Origin of the sequence: Actinomyces dentalis DSM 19115, assembly GCF_000429225.1 — a bacterium.
GTDB classification, from domain to species: domain Bacteria; phylum Actinomycetota; class Actinomycetes; order Actinomycetales; family Actinomycetaceae; genus Actinomyces; species Actinomyces dentalis.
Window position 1 is genome coordinate 1 of sequence record NZ_AUBL01000052.1, and the last position, 21333, is coordinate 21333.

The window sequence follows — 21333 nt, forward strand, 5'->3', positions numbered from 1 at the left end:
CATCAGGCCGTGGCTGGTCGAGGAGGGCGGGCGGCGCAGGTCGGTGGAGGTCGATGAGGCCTGTCCCTCGGCCGAGTCGCTGCGGGAGTGGCAGGCGCTGCCGGGCCGGGGGGCGTGGTTCCGCTCCCGGCTGTGGATGGAGATGCCCGAGGGGGTGCTGCATCAGGAGTCGGACTGGATGGGCGAGCCGGTCTTCGACCCGGACGGGGAGCCGGACCTGTACCACTACTGGGCGGAGCTGGACTACTTCCCCCGCGATGAGGAGCTCATCCCCCACTGGCTGCGCCGGAGGCTGGAGCGGTGGGAGGCCGAGCGCGCTCCGGCGTTCAATGGGCGCATCGCCGAGTTGGAGGAGGAGTTCTACGCGCTGACCCACGGCCCGCGCGGCTCCCGGGCCGAGCGGGAGGCGGCCCGCACGGGAAGGCTGCCCCGGCTGAGGGGCGGGGCGGAGTTCGACCTGGCCCGGGACCGGGTGGGGGCCTGGCTGGCGGACAGCGGCGCCGAGCGCGTCGACATCCGCATCGAGTGGCTGGGCTCCTCCCAGCGCATCGACTACCGGCTGACCACAGGCGGCGCGAGCAGGCCGGTGCCGGCCGGTGAGGGCGTGGCGGAGGCCGTGGAGCGGCTGCGCGGGGCCCAGGCGTCGCCCCGGCACGGGGCCTGGGCGCGCTCGCACCTGTGGATGGACGCCGAGATCGACGCCGACAGGGGCGTGCTGCACCAGCAGTCGCAGTGGGAGGACGAACCCGACAGCTACTCCTTCTACGCCGCTCTGGGCGATGAGATGACCCAGGAGCAGGCCCTGGAGCGGGCCCGGACCCTCATGAGGAAGTGGCTGGAGGACAACGGTGGGACGCGACTGGACGTCGACTACAATTCGATCGGCCCCAGCGGCCGTCACGCGACCTACCGGGTGACCGTCGGAGGCGAGCGGAAGAAGGCGGATGTGGACATCGACGTCGATTCCGCAGTGGACAGGCTCCGCTGGATGCAGGTCATCCCCGGGCGCGGCGCGTGGCTCTACTCGCACGTGTGGCTGGAGCTGCCCGAGGACGTGCTGCACCAGGAGTCCGACTGGATGTGCGAGCCGGAGATCGACCCCTACGGCCTGTGCACCACCCCCGACGGACTGGACTTCCGCCAGGGCGAACTGGACCCGGGCGAGTACAAGACGGAGGTGGACTGGTTCCCCCGCGACCAGGAGTTCATCCCCGACTGGCTGCGCGACAGACTCGAGCAGTGGCGCCTGGAAGCAGGCCACACCGTGGCCAGGCGCATCACCCAGCTGGAGGAGGAACACCGACTCGGAATCTGACACCACCACCCGCTCAGGGGCGGAGTACTCACCGGCGGCGCCGCGCGCCGGGTCCCGCGCATCCGGCCCGCGCCCCCCACAATGTCCCCATGCGCGCCGGACTCCTCCCCCAGCCGCCGTCGGCCGCCTTCTGCCCGCTGCACCGATCCGGCTCCTGCCGCTCCTGCCCGCACCAGGACCTGCCGCTCGCCGACCAGCTCGCCCACAAGCAGGCGCGCGTCGCCTCCGTCCTCGCCCGCGCCCGGGTGGACGGCGGCGCCTGGCTCGCCCCCGTCGCGAGCGCGCCCAGCCGCTTCCGCAACAAGGCGAAGATGGTGGTCTGCGGAACGGCGTCGGCCCCCGTGCTGGGCATCCCGGGCCCCGATGGGCGCGGCGTCGATCTGCGCCGCTGCCCGCTGCACCTGCGCGAGATCGAGCGGGCCCTGCCCGTGCTCGCCCGGACCGTCGCGCGTCTGCGGCTCCGGCCCTACGACGTCGCGGCGCGGCGCGGCGAGCTCAAGCACGTCCTGGTCACCGCCTCCCCCGACGGCGACCTCATGGTGCGCTGGGTGCTGCGGTCGGACCGGCACGAGGCGGCCCTGCGCGCCGAACTGCCGCGGCTGCGCGAGGAGTTGGGGACCCTCGCCGTCATGAGCGTCAATCTGCAGCCGGTCCACCAGGCGATCATCGAGGGCGAGGAGGAGCGGATCCTCACCGACGACTCGCCCGGCGGCGACCGCCTGCTCATGCGTCTGCGGCTCGGGGACGACGGCACCCAGAGAGCCAATGCCGGGCGCGGACGACGGGCCGGGCGCGGGAGGCGCGGCGCAGCAGGGACCGAGCACGGCGCGGAAGGGACGGAGCGCGCCCGGGGAGACGCCTGGCGCACCAGGGGCTGCGCGGAAAGGACCGGGTGCACCGGAGAAGGCGCCGGGCCCGCCCGGGAACTGCCCCTCCTGCTGCCCACGCGCTCCTTCTTCCAGACCAACACGGCCGTGGCCGAGGCCCTCTACACGACGGCGGCGGCGTGGGCCGCGGACCTCGGCGAGGGGGCCGAGGTGTGGGACCTGTTCTGCGGCGTCGGCGGCTTCGCCCTGGCGCTGGCGGGCGGCGGGCGGCGCGTCCTCGGCGTCGAGGTCTCCGCGCCGGCCATCGCGGGGGCGCGGCGGGCCGCCGCGCTCATGGGCCTGTCCGCCGGGCAAGTCCGCTTCGAGGCGGGCGACGCCCGCGTCCTGGACCCGGGGCGCGGCGCCGCGCCGGACCTGCTCGTGGTCAATCCGCCGCGGCGCGGGATCGGGGCGGAGCTGGCCGGGCGGATCGAGGCCTCCGGGGTGCGGCGCGTGCTGTACTCCTCCTGCAACCCGCAGAGCCTGGCGCGGGACCTGGGGGCGATGTCGTCCCTGGGGGCGCGGCGGGCCAGGCTCTTCGACATGTTCCCGCACACCGATCACGCCGAGGTGCTCGTCGAGCTCGTGCGCCAGCCCGCCCGCGTTGACAGGCGGTGAAATCGGAGGACTTCGATCTGCTAAGGTAATAGCATGAACACGTACGCGCCCTCCTATTGGTCCGGTGACAATCCGCGGGTGGAACGCATTTTAAGCGGCAGGACGGCGCATCCGCAGCCTTCCTCTGGCACGGCACTCGAGGAGCAGATCTCCTCGTTGTGCCGGAAGGTGGCCGACGGCGGGGACGAGGCGGTACTGGAGGCCACGAGTTCATTCGACGGAATAAGTATCTCATCCCCGGTTGTCAATGCAGCCGAATTAGAGGACCTGGCCTCTCGGACTCCGCAAGACGTCAAGGAGTCCCTCGACCGGGCCATGAAGAACAGCCTGGAATTCAATGAGAAGATCGTGAGCCGGGCGAACTGGGAGGCGTCATCCGGGGGTTCGTACCGCTACGGCGAGATCGTGCGCCCCGTGGAGGCTGCGGGCCTGTTCGTCCCGAACGGCAAAGGGCGGTTCCCCTCCGTCGCCGTGCAGATCGGCTGCCCGGCTGTCGCGGCGGGCGTCGAGCGCCTCGTCCTCGCCTCGTCTCCCTGCTCCGACGACGCCGCACGCCTCGACCCGGCCGTCGCACACGTCGCGCGGCGGCTGGGAGTCGAGCAGGTGCTCTGTGCGAACGGGCCCGCCCTCATCGCCGCACTGGCGTTCGGAACGGAGTCCGTCCGCCCGGTCCCGCTTATCGCGGGCCCGGGGAGCGCCCCCGTCGTCATCGCGCAGCGATTCGTCTCCCGCTTCGGCGTGCAAAACGTTCCCGGCCTGGGGCCGACGGACTCTTTCATAGTCGCCGACGCAACCGCCGACCCCGTTCTCCTGGCGGCCGATCTCATTAACGAGGCGGAGCACGGCATGGATTCGTCTGCCGTTCTCGTGTGCACCGACGAGACTGTGACGGAGAAAGCCATTCAATATGTGCGCGAGCAGATCGAGGAACTTCCCCCACCGCGTCGGGAATATGCGGTCAGCAGCATCTTCGAGCACGGCGGGATCTTTCTGGTCGACTCGATCGCGGACGGTATCGCTGCGGCGAACGAGTACGCGCCCGAGCACCTGCAATTGGCCGTGGAGACTCCTCGGGAATATGTGGGGATGGTCGAGAATGCCGGCACTCTTCTCCTGGGGCGGGCAACGACGTTCTCGATATCTAATTACGTCGCCGGGACCCCGGCGACCCTGCCCACCACCGGCGCTGCGCGCGTGAGTTCCGGGGTCACCGCGCACACATACCTGAAGCGCACCTCGTTCCTGGAACTCGATGAGCGCTCGAGCGGAGAGCTCGGGGAGCACGTTGTGAGGTTGGCCGACTACGAGTCGTTCCCGGCGCACGCGACCTCCATGAGGATCCGCGGCGGGCGCATCGATTAGCGCCCCGCCGCCGCGGGCGCGCGGAGCCCGTCGGGCACGGTCCGAGCGGCCGACGCGGGCGCGCGCCGGTGCGCCGCGCGAGGCCCGCCGCGCACCGGCCCCACCACGGGCCGCTCAGGCGAGCTCGGCCAGGGCGGCGCGCACCCGCTGAAGATGGGCGGCGAGGTCGGCCGAGACGTCGGGGACGCCCAGGTCGCGCACGGCGCCAGCCGTATCCGCCAGGTCGCGGGCTTCGGGGAAGCCGTCGCCCACGAGGGCGCGGGCGGCGCGCACCGCGTCCGCCTCGCCCGTGTCCGCCGCGCTGGTCCCGCCCGTCCCGCCCGTCCCGCCCGCCGCGCCCGTTGCCCTGGCCTCGACCGCCGCGAGCAGGTCGAGCAGTGGGGCGTGCGTGGCCGCGAGCGCCGCGGCCACGTCGTCGAGCCCGACGCCCACGAGCTCGGAGCGCGCTTCGAACAGCTCCACCCGCTCCGACAGAGAGCTCGCCCCCTCGTCGAGCGCCGCGGCCAGCTCCTTGAGGGATCCGACGGCGTCGTTGGCCTCCAGCTCGTCCTCGCCCTCCAGGATCTGCAGGGCGAAGAAGCCGGCCGCCAGGTTGAGCAGGCGCAGCAGGGCGATGGCGAAGCGCAAGGAGTCGGCGTCGGAGCGCAGTTCGCCGACCTGTCCGGCCAGCGGCCGGAGCTCCTCGACGCACTCCAGGACGAGGGCGTCGACCCGCTCGTAGCGCTCGCGCACTCCCCCCGCTCCGCCGGCCCGGCCCGTCCCGCCGGCCCGGCCCACGCCGCCGCTCTGTCCCTCGCCGTCGTCCGCTCCGGCGCGGGCGGCGTCCCCGACCGCGTCCCGCAGGCTCGTGCGCAGCCGGCCCAGGCGCGCCGAGAGGTCGTCGATCTCCGCGGCGCGGCGCCCGAGCAGCGCCACGATCCGGGCGCACTCGTCGAGCAGCGCGACCTGCCCGGACGTCAGCGACTCGATGCGATTCATCTGGTCCAGGATGACGGCGACGGGCCCCTCGGCGTCGGGCCGCTCCGGGATATCGACGCCGGCGGCCACGAGGGCGGCGACCTCGGCGGGGAGGGCCTGGCGGGTGAAGTCGACGGCGTCGCGGAAGCCCAGCGCGTCGAGCTCGGCCAGCAGCGCCGAGTGCCCGGCCGCGGCGGCCTCGCGCCGGGTCGATCCGCCGTCCGCCGAGGCCCGCTCGACGGCGCGCACGCGCCCGTAGGCGGCCTCGATCTCATCGCGCCGCCGCGTGAGCATGGGCAGGGTGCGCACGGAGAGGTAGCCGTCGCCGGAGGGGACGATCGTGGCGAAAACGCGGTAGAAGCCGCCGTCGGCGGAGCGGTTGGTGATGTAGGCGCTGGCCGCGCGGCCCTGCTCGAGGTCCTCCCAGATGGAGCGGAAGAGGCCGGCGGGCATGGCCTCGTGGCGCACGACGCTGTGGGCGCGCCCCACGAGGGCGCCGCGCGGGTACCCGGACAGGCGCATGAAGATGGCGTTGGCCCGGCGGATGCGCCCCCGGGCGTCCGTGGCGGAGAAGAACAGCTCGTCGGCGGCGTAGGCGCGCTCGACTCCCGGCGCGGCGGTGTCGTCGGGGGCGATGGGCTCGGTGGACTCGGTCATGGGCGGCGTTCCTTGGCGGCGGGGCAACTGCGGTCTCGGGCGGGCCCGGGGTCAGCTCCCCCGACGGGCCCGGACGGGTCTGCGTGAGAGACTACCCGCGACCGCGATCCTGTACGCACGAGCCCCGGAGTCGTATAGAGCCTTCTCGCCGAGAGTCGTGGGTCCGCGGGCCGGGGCCGGTGCGGGATGGTGGTGCGGGTGGGGGCCGTCCGGGGCGGTGCGGGCGGGTCGGTCCTGCGCACGTCGAGATGTGCATTCCGCTCTCGAGATGTGCAGTTAGAAGTGCACGCTCGAGTGCAAAATGCACGTCTCGGCGCCCGGGGCGGGGCGGGTCGGCCCGAGCGCCGGGGCGATCGCCGGGACCGCCGTCCGCGCAGGGGCCCGCGACGGCACCGTTTGTCCAAATCTGTTGCAAAGGCCCGGATCGGGCTGAAACGCCGGAAGAGAAACGTTGATATTCCGCGCTTCTTCTCGCCGCCGATCCCGGCCCGGAGCGCCTTTGCAACAGATTCGGACACGTCCCCGCCCCGGATCGCCCCAGGAGCCCCACCCGAACCACCTCGCGCCCACCCATCCCCGCCAGCACGTCGATCCGGACCCCACGGACCGCCGCGCCCGGCGAGAAAGACCCACTGCTCATTCGAAAGCCGGCGGCGGGGCGGGGCGAGACCGGCGGGGCGGGGCGAGACCGGCGGGGCGGGGCGAGACCGGGCCGGGCGGGGCGAGTTCCCCTTCGCATCCCTCTCCCCCTACGGGCATGATGGGCTCATGACCGCGCCCTTGAACCGCCGCAGCGTCCTCGGCTCCGTTCCCGTCCTGGCGGGCCTGACCGCCCTGGCCGCCTGCTCGAAGAACTCCGGCTCCTCGGCCGATCCCTCGCCGGCCACCTCCGCCGACGTCGAGGTGCTGAGCAGCGACGCCCAGGTCCGCTCGGTCGCCCTCGCCGACGCCCCGGCCCTGGGCGCCGCCGTCACCGCCTGCGACGACCTGGGCGCCCGGATGCTGGGCGCCCTCATGGCCGAGGGCGGCAACGCGCTCATCTGCCCGGTCGGCGTCGAGCTCTCCCTGGGCCTGCTCTACGCCGGGGCCGCGTCGGTCGGGACGGGCGTCAACGCCCTCCTGGGCGTCGGCCAGGCCGCGGCCGACGACGCGCAGGCGACCAGGGACTCGACGTGGCGGGCGATCCAGTCCTCCCTCCAGCGCTTCGACGTCGCCGACCCGGCGGGCCTCGCGGGCTTCGACCCCAAGCAGATCCCCGACAAGCCCCTCCTGCACGTGGCCAACCGCGTCCTCGTCGTCGGCGAGGGCACCCGGGTCGAGCAGAGCTACCTCGACGCGGCGCGCCAGTGGTACGCGGCCGGCGCCGAGCGCGCCCCCGCCCAGGAGGCGCAGGCGGCCCTGGACCAGTGGGCGGCGCTGCACACCGGCGGCCTCATCGACAAGTCCGGCCTCACCGTGGACGGGAGCACCAGGCTGGTCCTGCAGAACGCGGTGCTGCTGGCCGCCCGCTGGACCACGGAGTTCGACGCCCGGGACACCGCCCAGGGGTCGGTCTTCCACCGGGCGGACGGCTCGACGTCCACCGCCGACCTCATGACGCGCACGGGGTCGTTCTCGCTGGTCGCCGGGGAGGGCTGGCGGGCCCTGCGCCTGCCCTACGCCGAGCAGGACAGCAAGCTGGCGATGGACCTCGTCCTACCCGACGCCGTCGCCTCCCCCGCGGACCTGCCCGCCGAGACGTGGGGGCGGGCGAGCGCCGAGCTCACCGCGGCCGAGGGGTCCGGCAAGGCGCCCGAGGAGGTCGAACTCCAGCTGCCCAGGCTGGACCTGGGGTCGGGCGCCATCAACCTGCTCCCCCTGCTGAAGGCCATGGGCGTCGACCTCGACCAGCTCGGACACATCAGTTCGACCATGGACCTGAAGGTCGACGAGGCCGTCCAGCAGGTCCGGCTCATCGTCGGGGAGACCGGCACGGTCGCCGCGGCCCTGACCGAGGTGGAGGCGGTCGAGCTCGCGGCCCCGGTCCCGGACGAGACGAAGAGGTTCGTCTGCGACCATCCCTTCGTGCTGCGCATCGTGGACCTGACCAGCGGGGTCGCGCTCTTCGAGGCGGCGGTGCTCGACCCGGCCGCGGGCTGACGGCGCCCCGCCCGCCGACCCGGACCGCCCCGGCGCCCCGCACCTGGCCCCGGCGGAGCAGTCGCCGACCGACCGCCCGCCCCGCCAGCCCGGGCCCACCCCGGGCCCTATCCGCTGGCCGCCCGCCCCACTGACCCGATCCCGGACCGCCCCGCACGTCCCGGGCCCTTCCGCCCCGGACCCGGCCGCGGGCGTCCGGCATCCTTGAGCCATGAACGCCCACCCCTATCGCCGCGTCGCCGATCTTCTGACCTCCCGGGCCCGGGGAACGGGCCCGACCCCGAACCGCATGAGCAGCCGGGACCGGCAGGCCCTGGCCCGCCTCGACGTCCTGCGCTCCTCGGCGCCCGTCGAGAACGTCCCGCTGGACGAGGCCCCCCGCCGGGCCCGCGCCGTCGCCGCGGCCGACGCGATCGGCGCCCGGATGCTGGCCTCCGCCCTGGCCGCCGACCCCCGCGGCAACGCCGTCGCCGGCCCGGTCGGCATGGCCCTCGTCCTCGCGATGCTCTACGCGGGGGCGGACGCCGCCGGGACCGGCATCGGCCCGGCCCTGGGCTTCGACGAGGCCGAGGTCCGCGACGAGCCGCTGCCCGGGGCCAGGGACAGGACCTGGCGGGCGATCCAGTCCTGCCTCCAGCGCTTCGACACGGCCGACGCCGCCGCGCTGGAGGGCTTCGACCCCGGGGCGATCCCCGACTCCCCGCTGCTGCACGTGGCCAACAACACCCTCATCATCGTCGACGACGACACCCGGATCAAGCAGTCCTACGTCGACGCCGTCCGGCGCTGGTACGGCTCCGAGGTGGGGCGCATCGGCTCAGACGGGGCGAAGGCGGCGCTCGACGCCTGGACCGCCCTGCACACCGGCGGGCTCATCAGGAGGTCCGCGATACGGATCACCCCCGACACCCGGCTCGTCCTCCAGAACGCGATCCTCTTCGCGGCGCGGTGGGCCAAGCCGTTCAAGGCCGAGAACACCAGCAAGGGCGCCTCCTTCACCCGGGCCGACGGCGGGCGGACCCGGGCCGACATGATGCACATCACCGGCTCCTTCACCCTCGTCAAGGGCGAGGGGTGGCGCGCGCTGCGCCTGCCCTACGCGACCGGTGCGCCCGACGTCGCCGCCGACGCGGGCGCGGACATCGGCGATCGGCCCGACGGCGCAGGCGCCGGCACCGGCGCGGGCACCAGCGACCGGCGCGGCGGGACGGGTCTGGCGATGGACATCATCCTGCCCGACGCCGTCGCCTCCCCCGCCGACCTGCCGCCGTCGACCTGGGGCGCGGCGACCCGCGCCCTGAACCGGGCCGAGCGCCTCCCCCGGGGCGACTTCGACGTCATCGTCGGTCTGCCCCGCCTGGACCTGAACCCGGGCGCCGTCGACATCATTCCGCTCCTGGAAGAACTGGGGATCGGGATCTGGGGGCTCGAGTTGAGCCATATCGCCCCGGGCCTGCTCCTGGAGCAGGCGTTCCAGCAGACCCGCCTGCTCGTCGACGAGGCCGGCACGGTGGCCGCGTCCCTGACCGAGGCGGCCTTTATGCGGGGGGCGGTGCATGCGGCGCCGAGGAGGACCAAGAGGTTCATCTGCGACCGCCCCTACGTCCTGCGGGTCGTCGACCTGGACAGCGGCGCGGCCGTCTTCGAGGCCGCCGTCCTCGACCCCGCGCGGCGCGGCGCCCGATGAGGCCCCGGCGGCCCGCGCAGTAGGCTCTGTCCGGATCGGCCCTGCGGCGCCGGCGCACCCGCGGCGGCGGGCGCCGCGGGGCCCGCGTCCGGGAACCCGCAACCGGGACGAACCGCGACTGAGATCGAGGAGAAGCCATGACCGTTGAAATCGTCACCGAGTCCACGCCCGAGCTGGTCGAGGCGATGGGGCGCCTCATCCCCCAGCTGTCCCGCTCCGCCCCGGCGCTCACGGCCGAGCAGTGCGCCTCGCTCGTGGCCCAGCCCGGCGTCCACCTCTTCGTCTTCCGCCCCGAGCGGGGCGCCGAGGGCGGCCCCGGTGAGATCCTGGGCATGCTGACCCTGGCGACCTTCACGATCCCCACCGGCCTGCGGGCCTGGGTGGAGGACGTCGTCGTCGACGCCGGCGCCCGGGGCCAGGGGGCGGGGCTCGCGCTGGTGGAGGCGGCGGTGGCGCACGCGCAGGCGCTCGGGGCCCGGACGGTGGACCTGACCTCCCGCCCGTCCCGCGAGGCCGCCAACCGCCTGTACCGGCGGGCCGGGTTCGAGCCGCGCGAGACGAACGTCTACCGCTTCGGCGGGAAGTGAGGCGGGGTCCCGGATCACCGGGCCCGCCCCCGCCCGACGGCGAAGGCCCCTCGCGGGGCGACGGGGCCCGGATCCTCCGGGGCCCGGCTTCGGGGCGGGACCCGGCTCAGGGCTCGGCGCGCTCGCCCGAGGGGCGCTCGGGCCCGTCGCCGCGGCGGGGGGCGCCGTCGCCGTCGCGGGGGGCGCCGTCGTGGAGGGGCTCGTCGTCCGCCGAGCCGCCGTCGAGCACGTGGGCCAGGGCGCGCAGCGCCCGCATGATGCCCGGCCGGTGCCGCTGGCCCTCGATGAGGCCGAACAGCGACTCCTCGCTCGCGCCGCCCCCGCGCAGCGCCCAGCTCAGGGAGGCGAGCGAGGAGCGCAGGCTCCGGGTGCAGGCCAGATCCACCAGGGTCTGGGCCAGGCTCGTGATCGGGTGGCCGTTCATGCGCACGACCTCCACGCCGGCGGGGGCGGCCGTGGTGCGGCTGACCCGGCTGCGCCTCCCGCTCGTGGAGCCGGGCAGGCAGAACTGCGTCTGCGCCGGGTAGGGGCCGACGACGGGGATGCCGTGGACGACGGCGGCGCTCTCCCGCGCCAGGACCGCGCGGGTGGGGGGATTATTCGAGGTCAGGGCGGCCACGACCCGCACGAGGTGCTGCTGCTCGGGTCGCAGCGCGCTCCACTCGTCGGCGCGCACGAAGGCGCCCGGCCGCAGGGCGACGGCCTCCGAGGCGAGGCGCCGGGCGGGTGAGGCGGGCGCGCCGCGGTCGCGGCTCGAGACGGCGGCGTTGGCGGAGGGGAACAGGGTGATCGGCGAGGTGCACATGCGTCCAGGGTCACCCACTACGCCCCACCTCCGCCAAAGAACTGTGGACGATGATATGGCGGGGTGTCGGCAACGCGGCCTGTGGAGACCGGCCCGGGGCGAAGCAGCGCATCTGAGCCCGGCTCAGTAGAGCCCCGCGCGGCCCTCGGCCCCGAAGAGCCGGATCTTGTGCAGGGCCGTCCTCTTCATCGCCGGGAGCGCCCGCGACTGGATCTCGCCGGGCTCGCGCAGGGACGGGTCGGCCAGGACCTCGCGCATGCGCTGGTGGTACGCGGCCTTGATGTCGCTGGAGATATTGATCTTGCTCACGCCGTGGGCCACGGCCCGGGCGATCTCGGCGTCGGTGTTGCCCGAGCCCCCGTGCAGCACGAGCGGGACCCCCGCCCGGTCCACGAGCTCGTCGAGCAGGTCGATCCGCAGCCTGGGCCGCATGGAGGGCGGGTACAGCCCGTGACTCGTGCCGATGGCGACGGCCAGCGAGTCGACGCCGGTCTGGGCGACGAAGCGCTCGGCGTCGTCGGGATCGGTGCACACGATCCCCGACGCGCTGCGCGCCCGCTCGTCGAGCACGCCGATGGTGCCCAGCTCGCCCTCGACGCAGACCCCGACGGCGTGCGCGACCCGGACCGCCTGCCTGGTCGCGGCCACGTTCTCGGCGAAGGGCCTGAGCGAGCCGTCGAGCATGACGGAGGTGAACCCGGCCCGGATCGCCACGAGGACCTGGTCGAGGGTGGCGCCGTGATCCAGGTGGATGGCCACGGGGATGCTCGCGCCGTGCGCCCAGGCGATCGCCGCGGGGAGGAACTGGGCGCCCACGTGCTCGAGCTCGTCGGGGTGGATCGCCACGATGAGGGGGGCCTCGGCCTCCTGGGCCACCTCCATGAGGCCCTTGAGCATGGCGTAGTCGCTGACGTTGAAGGCCGGGACCGCGAAGGAGTTCTCCCGCGCCACCTCCAGGATCCCGGCGCCCGAGACGAGCATTGAGCGGCCTCCTCACGGCTCTCCGCACCCCGCGTTTGCGTTTCTGTGCGGTTTTCTGCGTTTCCATGCCAGAATACCGATGCCGGCTCCGGCTTGGCAAGCCCGTGGACCGCGCCGGACCGCAGTAGAATCGGGCCATGCCCTCCTCGAGCAAGCGCGCCCCCGCGGGCCGCACGCCCCCCGAGCTCCCCGCCCGGCGCAAGGCGGAGCTGGCGACCTACGTGTCCTCCGTCGGCGAGGTGTCGGTGGCGACACTGGCCGGCCTGTTCAACGTCTCCACCGACACGATCCGGCGGGACCTGGACGAGCTCGACGCGCTCGGCCGGGTCATCCGGACCCACGGGGGCGCGGTCAGCGTCGACATGGTGCCCAAGACCACCACGGGGGTGGACGTGCGCAAGCGCCTGCACGCCGAGGAGAAGAGCCGCGTGGGGCGCATCGCGGCCACGCTCGTGCGCCCAGACGCCTCCATCATCATCAACGGCGGGACGACGGCGCTGGCCCTCGTGGAGCACCTCGAGCCCGGGCTCGGGCTGCGCATCGTCACCAACAACCTCCAGCTGCCCGCGGTGATCGCGCCGGGCGTCGCCGACGAGATCTTCGTCGTCGGAGGGCCCGTCCGGCCGTGCGCCCAGACGACGACCGGGGACCTGACCACGGCGCTGGGCCAGAAGGCCGACGAGAGCCTCCTGTTCCAGTGCGACATCGCCTTCATCGGCGTCGGCGCCATGTCGAGCAGGCAGGGGCTGTCCACGGGCAATATCGCCGAGGCCACCCTCATGCGCCAGATGATCGACCACTCCGACCAGGTCGTGATCCTCGCGGACTCCTCCAAGCTGGGGCGGGGCATCTTCGCCCGGATCGGCCCGATCGAGCTGGCCGACGTGCTCGTGACCGACAAGGCGCCCGACGCGGATCTGCGGGCGAGCCTGGACTCCCACGGCATCCGGGTCCTGCACCCCTGAGCGGGGTCGGCGCGCCCGCGCCGCGACCCGCCCGCGTGTGCGGCGTCCGGCGTCCTGGGCCGGGGGGCGGGCCCCGTCCCCCGGCCGGCGCGCCGCCCCCGCCGTCAGCCGATCCACCGCAGCGCCGCCCCCGCCGTCAGCCGCCTTCGCCGTCGTGCGCCCCGGCGGCCTCGACGTCGGCCATCTGCCGCTGCGTCCAGGGGGCGACGGCGAGCAGGACCAGGGCGGCGGCGAGCGTGACCGCGCCCAGGCCGTAGTAGTACGCCGAGTCGGAGATGCCCTCGGTCTGGGCGATGATGAAGCCGGCGACGCCCTGACCGGCGGCGACGCTGAGCCACCACAGCCCCATCGCCTGGGAGGCGAAGCTCCTGGGGGCCAGGGCGGTCGTCGTGGCCAGCCCCACCGGCGTCAGGAACAGCTCGCCGACGGTCTGGACGACGTAGACCAGCGCCAGGAACCACCAGGGGGACAGGTCCCGCCCGCCCGGCCAGATCTGGAAGCCGTAGCCCAGGAGGATCGCCGAGAACCCGATGATGAGCACCGCGATGACGAACTTCATGATGGTGGAGGGGAACCTGCCGGCCCGCCGGGTGAAGAACCAGCCGACCAGCGGGGCCAGGAGCACGATCGCCGCGGGGTTGACCGACTGGTAGGCCTCGGCGGTGGTCGACCACCCGAAGAGGGGCAGGCGCAGGTCCGTGTTGGACTCGGCGAAGGTGGCCATCTTGCCGGCGGCCTGCTCGGAGATCATGAAGAACAGGACCGCCCCGATCCACAGTGGGACGTAGGCGCGCAGGTGGGTGCGCTCGCGGGCGGTCACCTTCGAGGAGCGGAACATGACCGCGAAGTAGGCCACCGCCGCGCCGACCGGAATGAGCAGGCCCGTCGTGGCCACGGTGGTGACCGTGTCGCCGGTGAGCACCTGGAGGACCGCCGCGAGCGCGCCGATGGCGGCCAGGACCCCGAGGGAGCCCAGGAGCAGCCGCCGCCGCTCTTCGGGCCGGATGGGGTTGGGGACGGTGAAGGCGAAGGCCGAGAGCCTGTTGCGGCCGTGGATGAAGGCCGCCAGGGCGAGGGCCATGCCGACGGCGGCCGAGGAGAACCCGGCGTGGTAGCCGTAGTGGCTGCGCAGCCAGCCGGTCAGCAGGGGGGAGGCGAAGGCGCCGACGTTGATCGACATGTAGAACAGCTGGAAGCCGGCGTCGCGGCGGATGTCGTCGTCGTCGTACAGGCCCCCGACGATCGTCGTCAGATTCGGCTTGATGAAGCCGGTGCCCACGGCCACCAGGACGATCCCCAGCCAGGAGGTGGCCACGACGGGGATGGACAGGCAGACGTGCCCGGCCATGATGACGACGCCGCCGTAGAGGGTGGACGGCCACGGCCCGATGATCCGGTCGGCGAAGATGCCCCCGGGGATCGCCAGGAGGTAGACGGCCGTGCCGTAGAGCGCGAGGATGACCTGTCCGGAGTTGTGGCTCAGGCCCAGGCCGCCGTCCGTCACGGCGCCGGTGATGAAGTACAGCAGGATGGCGCGCATCCCGTAGTAGGAGAAGCGCTCCCACATCTCGACGTTGAGCATCCAGGGCAGGCCCCTGGGGTGGCCGAACAGCCCGCGGTCCTGCCTCGACGGCGAGGTGCGCAGCGTGCGCGGCCGCCAGCGGCCGGCGGATACGACGGCGGGCGCGGGTTCGGGACTGGTCCTGTTCTCGGTATCGGTTGAGGGAGCTGGCATGAAGATTCTCTCTTCCTGTGAGCGGGCGGCCGAGTCGGAGCGCATCCATTTGAACCGGACCACTGGCGTCGTCCGCCCCGCCGCGTTCGGGCGGGCCCGCGCGCGGCCGCTCGGGGCCGCGCGGCGCCGCCGGCGCCGGTCGCCGCCGGGCCATCATCCCCCGCCGGCCCCGGTCGCGCCAGACCCCCGCTGCGGGCGGGCCCGGGCGCCGGGGCCCCGGACCCCGGTCCCGCGCGGGCTCCGCGCGGGGCCGGTGAGCCCCTCACGAGAAGGAGATGTCGCCCAGATCCACGTCCTTCTCCCGATCCGCGGCCGCCTGCGCGGCCAGGGGATCCGCGGCCGCCCGCGCATCCGGGCGGCCCTCCTCCCGCGCGGCCGGGGGCTCCGCCGTCTCCCGCGGCAGGCGCCTCTTGGTGAGCACCAGCAGGATCCCCGTCACAACGGAGCCCGCCAGGAGGGCCACCATGAACAGCAGGGGGTTGGACATGGCGGGGACGATGAACAGGCCGCCGGAGGGCACCGGCGAGCCGATCCCCCACATCATCGACAGGCCGCCGCCGACCGCCGCGCCCGTCGAGCAGGACAGGACGACCCGCACCAGGTCGCCGGCGGCGATGGGGATGACGCCCTCGGTGATCATGCACACGCCCATGGGGATGGCGATGCCGATGTTGTTGCGCTCCTGGGCGGTGTAGATCGGCTTGCGCACGATCCTGGCGAGCAGCAGCGAGATGCCCACGCCGAACGGGGGCACCATGGAGGCCAGGACCTTGACGGCCTCGGGCTCGGTGACCCCCTCCAGGAGCAGCCCGTCGGCGAACAGGGAGGCGACCTTGTTGACGGGCCCCCCGAAGTCGAAGGCCGCCATGGCCCCCATGAGCGCGCCGAAGACGAAGCGCATGGAGCCCCGCATGGAGGTGAGGACGTCGGTCAGCCACTGCGTGGCCCACACGATCGGCACCCCGATGACGAAGAACATGAGCAGCCCGATCACCAGCGTGCTCAGCAGCGGCAGGATCATCATGGGCATGAGGCCCTGGGCCCAGCGGGGCACCCGCAGGCGGGTCTTGAGCCAGAGCGTGAACCACCCGACGAGGAACCCTCCGAGCATGCCGCCGAGGAACCCGGCCCCGATCGAGTGGGCGATGAGGCCGATGAGCAGGCCCGGGGCGATGCCGGGCCGATCGGCGATCGAGTAGGCGATCGCCGCGGAGATGACGGGGGCGAGCAGGCCCATCCCCAGCACGCCCAGGGACACGAGCGCGTCCTGCCAGCCGTAGGGCTGCTTGTAGTCCTCGATGACGGCGCCGCCGGTCAGGTTGCCGATGGCGATGAGCAGTCCCGCCGCCACGACCAGGGGGAGCATGTAGGAGATGGCGGTCAGGGCGTGCCTCTTGAGCTCCAGGCGGGGGCGGCGGCGGGCGGCGGCGTCAGCGCTCATCGCGGATCCTCTCCCCGATGAGGGTCAGCAGCTTCGTGGGCGACTGGATGGCCGTCGCCGTGCCGACCTCGACGATGCGCTTGCCCTCGAACCGCTCCCGTCCGCCGATCTTGATGTCGGTCGCCAGGAGCACGAAGTCCGCGGAGGCGATATCGGCGGCGTCGAGCCCGTTCTCGGTCCCTATGGTCCCCTGGGTCTCGCAGGAGGCCTCCCAGCCGAGCGAGCGGGCGGCGTCGAGTATCTTCTCCCTGGCGATGTAGGTGTGCGCTATCCCGGACGTGCACGCGGCGACGGCGACGAATCTCATGAGTGGTCCTCCTCGATGTGCTGGTCGATCAGGTCGATGACGTCGTCGGCGTCCCGCGCCGAGTCCAGCAGGCGCGCGAAGTCGCCGTGGGCGAGCAGGACGGCGATCCTCTGAAGGAGCCTGAGATGGGTTATGGCGGCGTCCTTCTCCCGGACGGCCAGCAGGAATACGGTCCTGACCGGGGCGCCGTCGAGGGAGGGCCAGTCGAGGTCGCGCCCCGCGCGGCCTATGGCCACGCTCGTCTCCAGGACGGCCGCCGACTTGCCGTGCGGAATCGCGATCGCGTTGCCCAGGCCCGTGGGCCCCTGCACCTCCCTGCGGAAGACGTCGGCGACGAAGGCGCGGGCGTCGCGCACCCTCCCGGCTCTCACGAGGAGGCCGGTCAGTTCCTCGACGGCCTGTCTGCGGGTGGTGGCGGCGAGGTTCATGCTGATCAGGCGCGGATCGAGGAATCTTCGAAGGCTGTGCTCGCCCTCAGCGGTTGACATCTGAACCACTCCTTCGGGTGATGGGCGCGCGCCACTCAGGCTGCGCTGCCTGCAGGGGATGGTGGGGTGCGTTGCGGGTGCCGATTGATGCAAGTCTATGCTGTTTCCTGCATCGGTCAAGGGTCCGACGCCGCTGCTTGCGGATCTTTGCGGGCGACGGCGCCCCTCGGTTGCAATCCGGGACGAGGGTCCCAGCAGGGGGCGGCGCCGGCGGGGCCGGGGGGCGCGGCGGAGACGACGGCGTCGGGAACGACGGCGATGACGGCGCCGGGAGTGATGGCGGAAGGGCTCGCCGGACCACGAATGCGAACATGTGTACAGAATCGCCCATCGGGGCCCGTCTCCGCCGAGGGGCTGTGGAGGGCGGTCCGGCGGGGTGTCAGCGGCGCGGCCTGTGGAGTCCGGCTCCGCGGCGCGCCCTCACCCGGCCGCGAGCAGGTCCTCGACGAGGGAGGCCACCGACGGCGTGCGGCGCTCGCAGACGGCCAGGACCTCCGCGGGCGAGCCCTCCATGGCCACGCCGTGGTCGGCCGCGACGTGCATGGGGATGTCGTTCCACGAGTCGCCCACCGTCCAGGTCTCGATCGTCTCGCCCTCGCGGGCGCCGCCCGGGCCGGTCAGCAGGTCCACGAGCCGCCTCAGCCCCGCCCCCTTGGACGCCCCCGCCGGGATGAGGTCGAGGAAGTCCTGGTTGCGGGCCCCCTCGACGACCCCGCCCCAGCGGCGGGCGACCTCCGCCTCGATGCGGTCGGTGGCGGCGGCGTCCCCCAGGTGCAGGGGGATGCCCACGACGGCGCGGCCGGCCAGGTCCGCCGTCGTCCCGCGCCTGAACAGGGTGAGCAGGTCGGTGCCCGAGCCCAGGGTGTCGTGGAGCTGGAGGTCCCCGTCGAGCGTGGTGGCGAAGATCGTGATCCGCTCCTCGCGGCCCAGCACGTCCAGGACCTCCTCGATGAGGCCGTCGGGCATGGTGCGGGCCTCGATGACCCCGGCCCGCCCGTCGGTCAGGACGGCCCCCGTGTAGAGGACCGCGTAGTCGTAGTCGACGTCGAAGCCGTCCAGGGCGCTGCGCAGCGCCGAGATCGAGCGGCCGGTGTTCATCACCAGCAGGTTGCCGGCCTCGCGCCAGCGGCGCATGGCGGCGACGTCGGCCGGCGAGATCGCCCGGTCGAAGAGGATCGTCCCGTCGATGTCGACGGACAGCATGCGGACTTTCCCGGTCATATCGGCTCCCCTCAGGCCCCGGGCACGTTGCGCTCGAGCTCGGCGATCCAGGCGGCGCCGGAGGCGTCGGAGGGCATGCGCCAGTCCCCGCGCGGGGACAGCGAGCCGCCCGCCACGACCTTGGGGCCATTGGGCAGGGTGGAGCGCTTGAACTGGTTGGAGAAGAAGCGCCTGAAGAACACCAGCTCCCACTTCCTGATGGCGGCCAGGTCGTAGGCGACCCTCTCCTCCTCGGGCAGCCCGGGCGGCCAGGCGCCGGCGGAGGGGTCGGACCAGGCCCTCTCCGCCAGGAAGGCGATGCGGCTGGGCCGCGACCCGCGCCGCAGCACGTGCCACAGGGTGAAGTCCTGCAGGGCGTAGGGGCCGATCCTCGCCTGCGTGGACTGGATGGGCTCGCCCTCGTGCGCGGGCACGAGCTCGGGGCTGATCTCGGTGCCCAGGATGTCCAGCAGCACATGTCCGACGTCGTCGGGGAAGAGGCGCTCGGCCACCACCCAGCGGATGAGGTGCTGGATGAGGGTCTTGGGGATGCCGGCGTTGACCCCGTAGTGGGCCATCTGGTCGCCCACCCCGAAGGTGCACCAGCCCAGCGCCAGCTCGCTCAGGTCCCCGGTGCCCAGCACGATGCCGCCGCGCCGGCCCGCGATGCGGAACAGCAGGTCGGTGCGCAGCCCGGCCTGGACGTTCTCGAAGGTGACGTCGTAGACCTCCCGCCCCCGCTCGCCGCGCCCGTAGGGGTGGTCCATGGCGGCGAGCATCCGCTCGGCGAGCGGGCGGATGTCCAGCTCCTCGACGTGGCAGCCCAGCGCCCGCGCCAGCGCCAGCGCGTTGGACTTCGTCCCGGCGCTGGTGGCGAAGCCCGGCATGGTGATGGCGTGGATGTGCTCGCGGCCCAGGCCCAGGCGGTCGACGGCGCGGGCGGCCACGATGAGGGCGTGGGTCGAGTCCAGCCCCCCGCTCACGCCGATGACGATCCGGGGCTCGCCGATGGCGCGCAGCCGCTGGACGAGGGCGGCGACCTGGATGTTGTAGGCCTCGTAGCAGTCCTGGGCGAGTCGGGCCGGGTCGTCGGGGACGAAGGGGAAGCGGTCGACGGCGCGCCTCAGCCCGATGTCGGTGCGGGGGACGGTCAGGTCGCCCCGGCCGATGCGCACGGTCCGGAAGCCGGCGCCCCCGGGACCGGCGCCGGGGCGCAGCAGGGCCCGGCGGTTGTCCTCGAAGGAGCCCTGGCGCACCCGCTCGGCGAGCAGGCCCTCGATGTCGACGTCGACGACCGCGGCGCGGGCGCCCTCGCCGAAGCGCTCGGTGGAGCCCAGCAGCTCGCCGTTCTCGTAGACGAGGGTCTGCCCGTCCCAGGCCAGGTCCGTGGAGGACTCCCCCTGTCCGGCGGCGGCGAAGACGTAGGCGGCCAGGCCCCGCGAGCTGGAGGCCCGGACCAGCAGCTCGCGGTCCTCGGCCCGCCCCACGGTGACGGGCGAGCCGGACAGGTTGACCAGGACCGTGGCGCCCGCCAGCGCCGCCAGGGACGAGGGCGGCACGGGCACCCACATGTCCTCGCAGACCTCGGCGTGGAAGACCAGGCCCGGCACGTCGTCGACCTCGAACAGCAGGTCGGTGCCGAAGGGGACGCGCGCGCCGTTGACGTCGATGTCGCGCTCGCCGGCGTCGCCCCCGCAGGCGAAGTGCCGCTTCTCGTAGAACTCGCGGTAGGCGGGCGGGTAGGACTTGGGGGCGGCGCCGCGCACCGCCCCGCCGGCGATGACGACGGCGCAGTTGAACAGGCGCCCGCCCACCCGCAGGGGGGCGCCCACGACGATCGCCGGCAGGAACCCGGCGGAGGCGGCGCGGATGGTCTCGATGGCGGCCAGGGTCTCGCGCAGCAGGACGTCGGACAGGAGGAGGTCGTCGATGGAGTAGCCGGTCAGGCCCAGTTCGGGGAAGACGGCCAGGCACACGCCCTCCTCGCCCAGGCGGCGGGCCCGGGCGATCACGGCGGCGGCGTTGGCGGCCGGGTCCGCCAGGGTCACGGGCAGGGTGACGGCGGCCACGCGCGCGAAGCCCTGGTCGTAGGCGGAGCGGAACTCGATGTCGGGCGCGGCGCTGGCCTGTGTCATGACGCGATCCTCCCACGGCGCGGGCCCGGGCGGGGCATGATCGGCCCATGAGCAGCGCCGCCGCGGGCCCCCGGCCCCCGACCGGGCCCCGCCCCGACGCCCCGGCCGGCTGGGCCCCCGCCCCGTGCCCGCACCCGACGCCGCCCGGCACCCGGATCGTCTTCGCCCACCGCGGCGCGCGCGCCCTCGCCCCGGAGAACACGCCGGCGGCCCTGCGCGCCGCCGCTCGGGCCGGGGCCCGGTGGGTCGAGATCGACGTCGACGTCATCGGCGACGGCACCGTCATCGTCATCCACGACTCGCGCCTGGACCGCACCACCGACCGCACCGGCTCCTACTACCGCCTGCGCGCCGCCGACCTGCCGGGCATCGACGCCGGCTCCTGGTTCCGGGCCGGGGACGGCTCGCGCCCCTTCGCCGGGGAGCGCCTGCCGACCCTGGCGGAGGCGCTCGACGTCGTCGCCGAGACCGCGATGAGCGTCAATGTCGAGCTCAAGTCCTGCCAGGCGGGGGCCGCGGCCTGCCGCCGCCTGGTCGACGACGTGGCGGCGCAGCTCGACGCGCTGGCCGAGCGCGCCCCGGCCTCGCAGGCGCTCGTGTCCTCCTTCAACCCGCTCCTGCTGGACAGGATGGGGCGGCGCCGGCCGGGCACGGCCCTGGCGCTGCTGACCGGGCCGGGAGCGCTCGGCGACGACTGGCGCTCCCGCGTCGAGATGCTGGGGGCGCGGGCCGTCCACCCGGCGCAGGCGGGCCTGAGCCGGGATCGCGTGGAGGAGATCCGGGCGCTGGGCTACGGCGTCAACGCGTGGACGGTCAACACCCGCGAGCGCGCCGTCGAGCTCTTCGACTGGGGCGCGACGGGGATCTTCACCGACCGGGTGCACGAGCTCGGGGGGCTCGACGGCGGCGGCGATCGGGCGGCGGAGACGACCGCCGGCAAAAGATGACAAAGGTCACGTTCTTGATCCGGGGGCTCCGGGGGCGAGTCGCCCCCCTCGGCCGCCGACCGGCCCGGGGCCCGAATTACGGCGTGAAACCGCGGATCTGCTCGGTCACAAGGAGCTCTGAGACTTCTCGGGGGCGGGGCC

The 21333-nt window shown here is 73.8% G+C and carries 17 protein-coding genes; 8 read left to right on the plus strand and 9 right to left on the minus strand.

From position 1 onward, the window contains the following. The 3 genes from G446_RS20375 to hisD all read left to right on the plus strand — a co-directional run. Positions 1 to 1315: hypothetical protein (locus G446_RS20375; protein WP_051285946.1), on the plus strand; the 1315-nt coding region annotated here is incomplete at its 5' end. A gap of 89 nt (positions 1316 to 1404) precedes the next feature. Next, positions 1405 to 2799, plus strand: a complete 1395-nt coding sequence (locus G446_RS0111230; RefSeq protein ID WP_026410219.1) for a class I SAM-dependent methyltransferase — start codon at positions 1405 to 1407, stop codon at positions 2797 to 2799. Positions 2800 to 2832: 33 nt separating this feature from the next. Continuing rightward, positions 2833 to 4161 carry a histidinol dehydrogenase gene (gene hisD, locus G446_RS17515; protein WP_084779194.1) on the plus strand — a complete coding sequence of 443 codons (1329 nt, stop codon included), beginning with the start codon at positions 2833 to 2835 and terminating at the stop codon, positions 4159 to 4161. 114 nt (positions 4162 to 4275) lie between these two features. Here hisD and G446_RS0111240 read toward each other — a convergent pair whose 3' ends face one another. Then, on the minus strand, positions 4276 to 5775 hold the full coding sequence (locus tag G446_RS0111240) for a PAS domain-containing protein (RefSeq protein WP_026410220.1): 1500 nt from the start codon (positions 5773 to 5775) through the stop codon (positions 4276 to 4278). Between the two features lie 768 nt (positions 5776 to 6543). Here G446_RS0111240 and G446_RS17520 point away from each other — a divergent pair. From G446_RS17520 to G446_RS0111255, 3 genes are all read left to right on the plus strand, one after another. Continuing rightward, positions 6544 to 7914 (plus strand): serpin family protein, encoded by a 1371-nt coding sequence (locus G446_RS17520; RefSeq protein WP_051285948.1) that lies wholly within the window; start codon positions 6544 to 6546, stop codon positions 7912 to 7914. A gap of 211 nt (positions 7915 to 8125) precedes the next feature. Further along, positions 8126 to 9601: a serpin family protein gene (locus G446_RS17525; protein ID WP_051285949.1), complete on the plus strand. Its 1476-nt coding sequence runs from the start codon at positions 8126 to 8128 to the stop codon at positions 9599 to 9601. A gap of 137 nt (positions 9602 to 9738) precedes the next feature. Next, complete coding sequence (locus G446_RS0111255) at positions 9739 to 10188, plus strand: GNAT family N-acetyltransferase (RefSeq protein WP_026410221.1); 450 nt, start codon at positions 9739 to 9741, stop codon at positions 10186 to 10188. A 106-nt stretch (positions 10189 to 10294) separates the two neighbouring features. Here G446_RS0111255 and G446_RS0111260 read toward each other — a convergent pair whose 3' ends face one another. Next, positions 10295 to 10993, minus strand: coding sequence for a hypothetical protein (locus tag G446_RS0111260; protein ID WP_026410222.1), 699 nt, complete (start codon positions 10991 to 10993; stop codon positions 10295 to 10297). A 123-nt stretch (positions 10994 to 11116) separates the two neighbouring features. Continuing rightward, positions 11117 to 11974 (minus strand): ketose-bisphosphate aldolase, encoded by an 858-nt coding sequence (locus G446_RS0111265; RefSeq protein WP_026410223.1) that lies wholly within the window; start codon positions 11972 to 11974, stop codon positions 11117 to 11119. A gap of 137 nt (positions 11975 to 12111) precedes the next feature. On the opposite strand from G446_RS0111265, the gene G446_RS0111270 reads away from it, so the two are divergent. Continuing rightward, positions 12112 to 12939 carry a DeoR/GlpR family DNA-binding transcription regulator gene (locus G446_RS0111270; protein WP_026410224.1) on the plus strand — a complete coding sequence of 276 codons (828 nt, stop codon included), beginning with the start codon at positions 12112 to 12114 and terminating at the stop codon, positions 12937 to 12939. A gap of 136 nt (positions 12940 to 13075) precedes the next feature. Here the strand turns inward: G446_RS0111270 and G446_RS17530 are convergent, their stop codons facing one another. The 6 genes from G446_RS17530 to G446_RS0111300 all read right to left on the minus strand — a co-directional run bounded on the left by G446_RS17530 (position 13076) and on the right by G446_RS0111300 (position 20245). Continuing rightward, complete coding sequence (locus G446_RS17530; RefSeq protein WP_034470243.1) at positions 13076 to 14674, minus strand: peptide MFS transporter; 1599 nt, start codon at positions 14672 to 14674, stop codon at positions 13076 to 13078. A 262-nt stretch (positions 14675 to 14936) separates the two neighbouring features. Continuing rightward, positions 14937 to 16115, minus strand: coding sequence for a PTS fructose transporter subunit IIC (locus G446_RS17535; RefSeq protein WP_084779196.1), 1179 nt, complete (start codon positions 16113 to 16115; stop codon positions 14937 to 14939). Next, the gene (locus tag G446_RS0111285) at positions 16105 to 16422 is read right to left on the minus strand and encodes a PTS fructose transporter subunit IIB (RefSeq protein ID WP_026410225.1); all 318 of its coding nucleotides are present in this window, start codon (positions 16420 to 16422) and stop codon (positions 16105 to 16107) included. Before G446_RS0111285 ends, G446_RS17535 begins: the two co-directional genes overlap by 11 nt. Continuing rightward, complete coding sequence (locus G446_RS0111290) at positions 16419 to 16910, minus strand: PTS sugar transporter subunit IIA (RefSeq protein ID WP_026410226.1); 492 nt, start codon at positions 16908 to 16910, stop codon at positions 16419 to 16421. Before G446_RS0111290 ends, G446_RS0111285 begins: the two co-directional genes overlap by 4 nt. Before the next feature lie 420 nt (positions 16911 to 17330). Continuing rightward, positions 17331 to 18131 carry an HAD family hydrolase gene (locus tag G446_RS0111295; protein WP_034470245.1) on the minus strand — a complete coding sequence of 267 codons (801 nt, stop codon included), beginning with the start codon at positions 18129 to 18131 and terminating at the stop codon, positions 17331 to 17333. A gap of 11 nt (positions 18132 to 18142) precedes the next feature. After that, entirely contained in the window at positions 18143 to 20245 is a 2103-nt protein-coding gene (locus tag G446_RS0111300; protein ID WP_026410228.1) for an NAD(+) synthase, read from the minus strand. Between the two features lie 47 nt (positions 20246 to 20292). Between G446_RS0111300 and G446_RS17540 the strand changes: the two genes are divergently transcribed. After that, positions 20293 to 21192, plus strand: a complete 900-nt coding sequence (locus G446_RS17540) for a glycerophosphodiester phosphodiesterase family protein (protein ID WP_084779197.1) — start codon at positions 20293 to 20295, stop codon at positions 21190 to 21192. Positions 21193 to 21333: the final 141 nt, after the last annotated feature.